Raw genomic sequence first — 7229 nt, 5'->3', positions numbered from 1 at the left:
GGCGATACTGGGTTCGAACCAGTGACCTCTTCGGTGTGAACGAAGCGCTCTCCCACTGAGCTAATCGCCCGGGCACAGGAAGAACATTACCCCATGTCAGGGGGTGCCTCGGCACACCCTGCGCGGATCACTGGTCCTTGATCTTCCAGGGCATCACGACGCCGAACTTCCACAGATAGACGCCGACCAGCACACCGACGATCACCAGCCCGATCACCGTCAGCGTGATGTTGCGACGGCGCACCCTGGGGTCGAGCGCCTTCTGGGCCGCCTCCGTGACCTTGCGCTTGGTCCAGCGGAGCACCAGCTGGGCCCAGACGAACTCGGTCGCCCAGATCGCCATACCGCCGAAGATCACGACCCAGCCGGGCCCGGGCAACGGCAGCATGACGATGCCGGCGCCCACGACCGCGAGACCGACCACGAAGACGCCGACCTGCCAGCTCAGATGCAGCGCACGGCGCCTCTTGATGAACGCCGGGGCCTTGGAGCCGAGCCCCTGGCCGTCCCGCGCCCCACCCGTCCCGGCCCCGGTCGGCCTCTGCTCCTCCGACGCCACGGCGACCTCGCCCGGATTGTCACTCGCCGTATTCATACGGCCAAACTTTACCTTACTTTACTGATGGGAAACCAGTCACCGGAATGGGCGCACCACACGAAGAGACCCTCGGCCGGAAGAGTTACGTAAAGGCACGCAAAACACTCAGAGGGGTTTACAACGGCACCGTAGGTGGCATGTCGATTTCGCCGACGTGCGAATCCCCGAGCGCACACTGAGCGAAAGGCCCTGGCGCTTATGAACACCACGGTCAGCTGCGAGCTGCACCTGCGCCTCGTTGTGTCGAGCGAGTCCTCCCTGCCTGTCCCCGCAGGACTGCGGTACGACACGGCCGACCCCTACGCCGTGCACGCCACCTTCCACACCGGAGCCGAGGAGACCGTCGAGTGGGTGTTCGCCCGCGACCTCCTCGCAGAGGGCCTGCACCGCCCTACGGGCACCGGCGACGTCCGAGTCTGGCCGTCGCGCAGTCACGGTCAGGGCGTCGTGTGCATCGCCCTGTCCTCCCCGGAGGGCGAGGCCCTGCTGGAAGCCCCGGCGCGGGCCCTGGAGTCCTTCCTGAAGCGAACGGACGCCGCCGTGCCGCCCGGCACGGAACACCGGCACTTCGACCTCGATCAGGAGCTCTCCCACATCCTGGCGGAGAGCTAGACCGCGGCCACACGAAGCCGCCCGGCGCCGTCGACTCGGGGTGACGGCTCGGGCCAGGACAACCGCATACGGCACACGCCGACGCCGTCCCCTCGCGGGACGGCGTCGGCGTGTCCATGTCGGGTTCACACCGCTTCGGGGCACGTCCGGGCCCGGAGCCGGTCAGCCGGGCGGCAAAGCCATTACCATCGGCCAGCATCGGCGGGCGTGTGCCCGACCCTCAGGCCAGGGAGCGAAACGTGCTGATCACCCACGACACCCGGTGCGCCCTCGACACCGTGGTCGACCTGGTGAACACCGCGCCGGAGGACGACACGACGCCGGACGGACTGTCGGATGTCGCCTCACTCGAGGATTTCGTACGAAACCACGAAGTCAGCGATGTCGGAGTGCTGTCGGAGTTCGACCTCTCGGCGGTGCGCAAGATCCGCGGCCGGTTCGCGTCGGTCTTCGCGGCGCCCGACGCCCGGGCCGCCGCCGGGCTGATCAACGAGCTGGTCGCCGCCGCGGGCACCACCCCGCGCCTCACCGACCACGACGGTTACGACTGGCATGTGCACTACTTCGCGCCCGGTGCCTCCGTCGCCGACCACCTGGCGGCCGACTGCGGGATGGCGCTCGCCTTCTTCGTGGTCGCCGGCGAGCAGGAACGGCTGCGGCGCTGCGAGGCGCCGGACTGCCGGCGCGCCTTCGTCGATCTCTCCCGCAACCGCTCGCGGCGGTACTGCGACAGCCGGACCTGCGGGAACCGTCTGCATGTGGCCGCGTACCGGGCGCGGCGCAAAGAGGCGGCGGGCTGAGGCCCGAGGGGCGTGGGATGCGGAATGCGGGATGCGGTGCCGACATGGCGCCAGAGGCTGTGGAGCTGATCCCGGCGGACGCGGACATGGTCCCGGCGGATGTCGACGTGGTCCCCGACGGGTGACGTCGGGGACCACGGGTACGGCTCAGAGCAGCAGCAGATCGTGCAGCGCAGCCATGAGCAGCAGACACCCGATCACCGCAAGGAAGATCATCAGCGGTGGCTGGGAAAGGGCGAAGAGGCATCCGCGCGGCTCGTCCTTCGGCGGCGCGGTTTCGCCTTGTGTCGTGTCCAGCATCTCGCGGGTGATGATGGCGCAGACCGCACCCCCGGCGCGATCAACGCGCCCGGAATGACCGGGAGTTCACTGGATCCCGTGACGACGGCTTCCGATCGTGATCATTTCAGCACGGCGCGTTGATCCACTGTGACGTTTCAGTCGTCATGCATACGTCATATGCCGTGCTTCTTCATATGCCGTGCTTCTTCAGGATGGCCTCGATGTCGCTGAAGTCCTCCGTGGAGGTGCCGCGCGGGGCGGCCGCGGGGCGGGAGGCCGCGCGGGTCCCCGGGCCGAGGGAGGGCGCGGAGGCCGTGGGGGCCACCGGCTCGGACCGGCCGGCCGCCCTGGCTTCCCTGCGCTCCTTCCGGGTACCGCCCCGGCGGCGCTCCACCGCGCGCGTCGTGGAGAACAGCAGCCACGCGGCTCCGAGCACCCCGAAGCCCGCCCAGGCCGTCGGGCTGAACGCGGTGTCCGCCAGCCACCCCACGACACCGGTCATCACCAGACCGACCGGCACCAGCGAGTAGGCGGCGATGCGGGCCGCGGCGAGGAAGCGCTTGCGGTACGCCGTGACCGCCGCGATGCCCAGGCCGGCCGCGGACACGGCGGAACAGACTGTCTCGGCGATCATCCGGTCCTCCAGGCAGGGCACGATCGGGCAGGGGCGGTTCGTCCCTTCCATCCTGCACCGGCAGGACCCCGCCGGGCCATGCCCCGGGCGGACATCAGGGACATCTCCGGGTCGGCTCCTCCGTAAGTGCCGGTACCGGGCACACCCCGGGTGGTGGATCAGGGCCGAGGGGGCAGGTCACCGGCGCACCGGGCGGCGGGACAAGGCACCGAGTCCCGCCGATCGAGCCGATTGGGCCGGTCGCGCCCGGGCTGGAAGACTGTCCCCATGAACGACTCCTCCCCCGCTCCCGTCCTCGACGTCTGGTGCGAACTCCAGTGCTCCGACTGCCGTGACGCCCTGGACGACGTGCGCGCCCTGCGTGCCCGCTACGGCGACCGGCTGGAGCTGAGGCTGCGGCACTTCCCGCTGGAGAAGCACCGGCACGCCTTCGCCGCCGCGCAGGCCGCCGAGGAGGCACTGGAACAGGGCAAGGGCTGGGAGTACGTCGAGGCCGTGCTCGGCCGGGTCGAGGAGCTGGACCGTGAGGGAGAACCCTTCCTGGTCGAGGTCGCGGGCGAACTCGGTCTGGACGCCGAGGAGTTCGACACCGCGCTGATCGACGGCCGGCACATCCTGATCGTCGACGCCGACCAGGCCGAGGGCAAGGCGATCGGCGTGACCGGTACGCCGACGTACGTCATCGGCGGGGAGCGGCTGGACGGCGGCAAGAGCCAGGAGGGGCTGCGGGAGCGGATCGAGGAGATCGCGGACCGGCTGCTGGCCGGGCAGGGCTGACCTCGGATCAGGTTCTCGCGGTCGGACCAGGTCCGCGCGGTCAGACGGCTCCTTGCAGTCCGATCAGGGTTCGGACCAGGGTTCAGATCAGGGTCTTGCAGAAGGAGTACTCGGTCGTCTCGTAGCCGAGTGACTCGTAGAGCCGCTCGGCCGGGGTATTGCCGGCGAAGACGTTCAGGCCGAGGACGCGTCTGCCCTCGGCGCTGGCCTGGATCTCGGCCAGCAGCATGAGGGAACGGCCGTGGCCCCGGCCGCGGAAGCGTTCGTCCGCGGTGACGTAGTAGACGAAGGCCTGCTCCTCGCGAAGCGCCAGCCACAGGGTGCCGACCGGTGTGCCCTCGTGTTCCAGGACGCTCAGCAGCGCGTTCTCCGTGGCCGGCCCCTGCGGCAGCAGCCGCGCGTAGTCCCGGCGCGACTTGGCCCGCGCCTCCTCGGCGGGCACACCGCGGTCCGTCCAGCTCTGGACGTAGTGCTCCTTGCTGTCGGGCAGCCACACTTCGTACTCGGCCTCGGTCATGGGGCGGCCCCGGCTGCCCTCCGGGAGTCGGGGCGGTGTGATGCCGAGTCGCTTCTTCATGCGGCGGTTGCGCTGGACGTAGCCGAGAGCCGTGGCCATCCGCAGGCCGGCCGTCGCCTCGGCCGGCACCTCGATCTCGATGTACTTGCAGCCCCAGCCGCGCGCCACCTCCTCGGCGGCGAGCGCGGCCACCGTGCCCCTGCCCCGTCCGCGGTCCGGCTCCTCGATGCGGAGAGCGCCGATGCGGGCCGCCGCCGGTCCGAAGGCCGGGTCGGTGGAGAGGTGGACGGTGCCGACGGGGCGGCTGTTCACGCACACCTGGTAGTGGCGGGAGAGTTCCCCGTCGGCCCCGCGCTGGAGCGGCTCGGTCGGCCGCAGTGTCGTCGTCATCAGGGGAGTTCTACCCGGCCCGGGCGCCGGAGTCAGCTGGATTTACCCCGGCCTCGCGGGTCCAGGTCGTGGCCTTGCCCGGCCTCCCTTGCCCGGCCTCACGGGTCCAGGTCGTCGCCCGCTCGCTCGTCGAAGATCCGCATCGCCTTGGCGGTCACCGGACCGGGTGTGCCGGGAAGTTCGCGGTCGTCGACCCGATGTACCGCCTGGACGTCGCGCAGGGTGGAGGTGAGGAAGACCTCGTCCGCGCGCTCCAGGACGTCCAGCGGCAGATCGGTCTCGGTCGCGCCGGTCCACTCCACCGTCAGCGCGCGCGTGATGCCCGCGAGACAGCCGGAGGCGAGGGGCGGGGTGTGGATCTCGCCGTCGAGGACGACGAAGACGTTCGAGCCGGTGCCTTCGCAGAGTTGGCCGACCGTGTTCGCGAACAGGGCTTCCGAGGCGCCGTGTCGATGGGCCCGGGCGAGCGCGACCACGTTCTCGGCGTACGACGTGGTCTTCAGGCCGGTGAGGGCGCCGCGTTCGTTTCGGGTCCAGGGGACGGTGATCACCGAGGTGGAGTCGGGGCGGCGGGTGGTCTCGCCGAGGGCGACCACGAGGGTCGGGCCGTGTTCGCCGCGGTCGGAGCCGAGGGGGCCGTGGCCGCCGGTGTAGGTGATGCGGAGGCGACCGAGGGGCATCGGGTTGGCCTCGAGGACGGCGGAGCAGGCGCGGCGGACCTCGTCGTGATCGGGGTCGGGCAGCCCGAGGCCGCGCGCCGAGAGGGTCAGCCGGTCGAGGTGCCGGGTCAGCGCGAACGGCTTCCCGTCCGTCGCCTTCACCGTCTCGAAGATGCCGTCGCCCACGGTCAGCCCGTGGTCGAAGACGGAGACACGGGCGGACTCGGTGTCCTGCAGCCCGCCGTCGAGCCAGATCTTCACGTCAGTCCCTCTCCACTCACCGCGTAGGTCCCCGACGCTACCGCGAGCAGTCGGGCCGCCTTCAGCTCGGTCTCCCGCCACTCCGCCTCGGGGTCGGACCCCCAGGTGATCCCGGCGCCTGTCCCGAAGCGCATCACGCCTTCGGCGCGGTCGATCCAGAAGGTACGGATGCCGACCGCCAGCTCAGCGGTTCCGAGGTCGGCGTCGACCCAGCCGACTCCGCCGCAGTACGGCCCTCGGGGCGCCGTCTCGAGCGCGTCGATGATCCGCAGCGCGCTGGACTTCGGCGCGCCGGTGACCGAGCCCGGCGGGAAGGCCGCGTCGAGCAGCTCGGGCCAGCCGGCGTCGGCGCGCAGCTCGCCGCGGACCGTCGAGACGAGGTGGACGAGGCCGGGGTGCTTCTCCACGGCGCAGAGGTCGGGGACGGTGACACTGCCGGTGGCGCAGACCCGTCCGATGTCGTTGCGGACCAGGTCCACGATCATGACGTTCTCGGCGTAGTCCTTGTCGAGGAGGTCGGCCTCGGTGCGGCCGGTGCCCTTGATCGGCCCGGACTCGACGATCCGGCCCTCCTTGCGCAGGAACAGTTCGGGTGAGGCGGTCGCCACCTCGACGCCGTGCTCCGGCAGGCGGATCGTTCCTGCGTACGGCGCCGGGTTGCCGAGGGCCAGCAGGGCGGTGAGGGCGTCCACATCGGCGTCGGGCGGGACGGGCGCGGTGAGCACCCGGCAGAGGTTCGCCTGGTAGACCTCGCCGGCCGCGATGTGCTCCCGGATGCGGCGCACGCCCGCCGTGTACGCGGCGCTGTCGAGTGAGGACGTCCAGTCACCGGCCGACGGACCGTGCCACTCCCCCGGCACCGGGGCGGGCACCGGTTGCTCGCGTACGTCGGCGAAGCGGGCGCAGGTCAGACGGCCCTCGAAGTCCGCGACGACGGCCCAGAAACCGGTGGAGTCGAGGGCTGCGGGGTCGTCGGTGACGTCGACGAGACCGGTGGCGACGCGGCTGCCGAAGCGGGCGAGGGGAGGGAGGTCGTGCACGCGGTCGAGTCTATGGCGGGTGTCCGAAAGGTGGCTCCGGCATGTCTCGGTGGAAGCCCAGGCCACGCCCGTGAGCAGGCGCAGCGCAGCACGCTGCGCAAACGCGTTTTTGTGCTGGCCCCGGAATCCGCTAGAGTTCACTTCGTCGCCGGGACGCGGGAGCGGACCGAAACGACAAGCGGACGTAGCTCAGTTGGTAGAGCGCAACCTTGCCAAGGTTGAGGTCGCGAGTTCGAGCCTCGTCGTCCGCTCGATGGAACCAGGGGATCTTCCCGAGCCCCTGCACTCCTGGTGGAGTGGCCGAGAGGCGAGGCAACGGCCTGCAAAGCCGTCTACACGGGTTCAAATCCCGTCTCCACCTCCAAGGACGATTAGCTCAGCGGGAGAGCGCTTCCCTGACACGGAAGAGGTCACTGGTTCAATCCCAGTATCGTCCACTGGAGCCTGATGGCTTCGATCCGCGCGATTAGCTCAGCGGGAGAGCGCTTCCCTGACACGGAAGAGGTCACTGGTTCAATCCCAGTATCGCGCACGCAGCCCCTCTCAGGGGTGGCTGACCTGGACGATTAGCTCAGCGGGAGAGCGCTTCCCTGACACGGAAGAGGTCACTGGTTCAATCCCAGTATCGTCCACACACCGAAGCCCCCGGCCCTGCGGCC

9 protein-coding genes and 5 tRNA genes are annotated in these 7229 nt (G+C 70.2%); 8 read left to right on the top strand and 6 right to left on the bottom strand.

Translation table 11 applies throughout. The annotated features are described in order from the left end of the window. Positions 1-127: 127 nt before the first annotated feature. On the bottom strand, positions 128-595 hold the full coding sequence (locus ABZT17_RS44625) for a TIGR02611 family protein (protein WP_356357915.1): 468 nt from the start codon (positions 593-595) through the stop codon (positions 128-130). A gap of 201 nt (positions 596-796) precedes the next feature. On the opposite strand from ABZT17_RS44625, the gene ABZT17_RS44620 reads away from it, so the two are divergent. After that, complete coding sequence (locus ABZT17_RS44620; RefSeq protein ID WP_004002642.1) at positions 797-1210, top strand: SsgA family sporulation/cell division regulator; 414 nt, start codon at positions 797-799, stop codon at positions 1208-1210. Between the two features lie 239 nt (positions 1211-1449). Beyond that, complete coding sequence (locus tag ABZT17_RS44615; protein WP_356357914.1) at positions 1450-2010, top strand: CGNR zinc finger domain-containing protein; 561 nt, start codon at positions 1450-1452, stop codon at positions 2008-2010. Between the two features lie 147 nt (positions 2011-2157). Here the strand turns inward: ABZT17_RS44615 and ABZT17_RS44610 are convergent, their stop codons facing one another. Together ABZT17_RS44610 and ABZT17_RS44605 are read right to left on the bottom strand one after the other, a co-directional pair. Then, positions 2158-2310 carry a hypothetical protein gene (locus tag ABZT17_RS44610; RefSeq protein ID WP_208784159.1) on the bottom strand — a complete coding sequence of 51 codons (153 nt, stop codon included), beginning with the start codon at positions 2308-2310 and terminating at the stop codon, positions 2158-2160. Between the two features lie 172 nt (positions 2311-2482). Further along, positions 2483-2926, bottom strand: coding sequence for a hypothetical protein (locus ABZT17_RS44605; RefSeq protein WP_356357913.1), 444 nt, complete (start codon positions 2924-2926; stop codon positions 2483-2485). Between the two features lie 267 nt (positions 2927-3193). Between ABZT17_RS44605 and ABZT17_RS44600 the strand changes: the two genes are divergently transcribed. Further along, the gene (locus tag ABZT17_RS44600; protein WP_356357912.1) at positions 3194-3703 is read left to right on the top strand and encodes a DsbA family protein; all 510 of its coding nucleotides are present in this window, start codon (positions 3194-3196) and stop codon (positions 3701-3703) included. A gap of 82 nt (positions 3704-3785) precedes the next feature. On the opposite strand, the gene ABZT17_RS44595 is transcribed toward ABZT17_RS44600, so the two are convergent. The 3 genes from ABZT17_RS44595 to ABZT17_RS44585 all read right to left on the bottom strand — a co-directional run bounded on the left by ABZT17_RS44595 (position 3786) and on the right by ABZT17_RS44585 (position 6570). Continuing rightward, entirely contained in the window at positions 3786-4610 is an 825-nt protein-coding gene (locus ABZT17_RS44595) for a GNAT family N-acetyltransferase (RefSeq protein WP_356357911.1), read from the bottom strand. A gap of 98 nt (positions 4611-4708) precedes the next feature. Continuing rightward, a complete protein-coding gene (locus tag ABZT17_RS44590) occupies positions 4709-5530 on the bottom strand; it encodes an aminodeoxychorismate lyase (protein ID WP_356357910.1) in 822 nt (273 codons plus the stop codon). Then, positions 5527-6570 carry a chorismate-binding protein gene (locus ABZT17_RS44585; protein ID WP_356357909.1) on the bottom strand — a complete coding sequence of 348 codons (1044 nt, stop codon included), beginning with the start codon at positions 6568-6570 and terminating at the stop codon, positions 5527-5529. Before ABZT17_RS44585 ends, ABZT17_RS44590 begins: the two co-directional genes overlap by 4 nt. Before the next feature lie 178 nt (positions 6571-6748). On the opposite strand from ABZT17_RS44585, the gene ABZT17_RS44580 reads away from it, so the two are divergent. The 5 genes from ABZT17_RS44580 (at position 6749) to ABZT17_RS44560 (ending at position 7202) form a co-directional block, all read left to right on the top strand. Beyond that, positions 6749-6821 (top strand) — tRNA-Gly (locus ABZT17_RS44580). Positions 6822-6860: 39 nt separating this feature from the next. Further along, positions 6861-6934: transfer RNA gene (locus tag ABZT17_RS44575), tRNA-Cys, on the top strand. Between the two features lies 1 nt (position 6935). After that, positions 6936-7007 (top strand) — tRNA-Val (locus ABZT17_RS44570). Between the two features lie 23 nt (positions 7008-7030). Next, a tRNA-Val gene (locus ABZT17_RS44565) sits at positions 7031-7102 on the top strand. A gap of 28 nt (positions 7103-7130) precedes the next feature. Then, positions 7131-7202 (top strand) — tRNA-Val (locus tag ABZT17_RS44560). Positions 7203-7229 lie beyond the last annotated feature (27 nt).

The organism is Streptomyces sp. NPDC005648, assembly GCF_040605395.1.
GTDB lineage: Bacteria > Actinomycetota > Actinomycetes > Streptomycetales > Streptomycetaceae > Streptomyces.
Note: the sequence above shows the minus strand (reverse complement) of the source record. Positions and strands in the feature narration are given on the sequence as shown.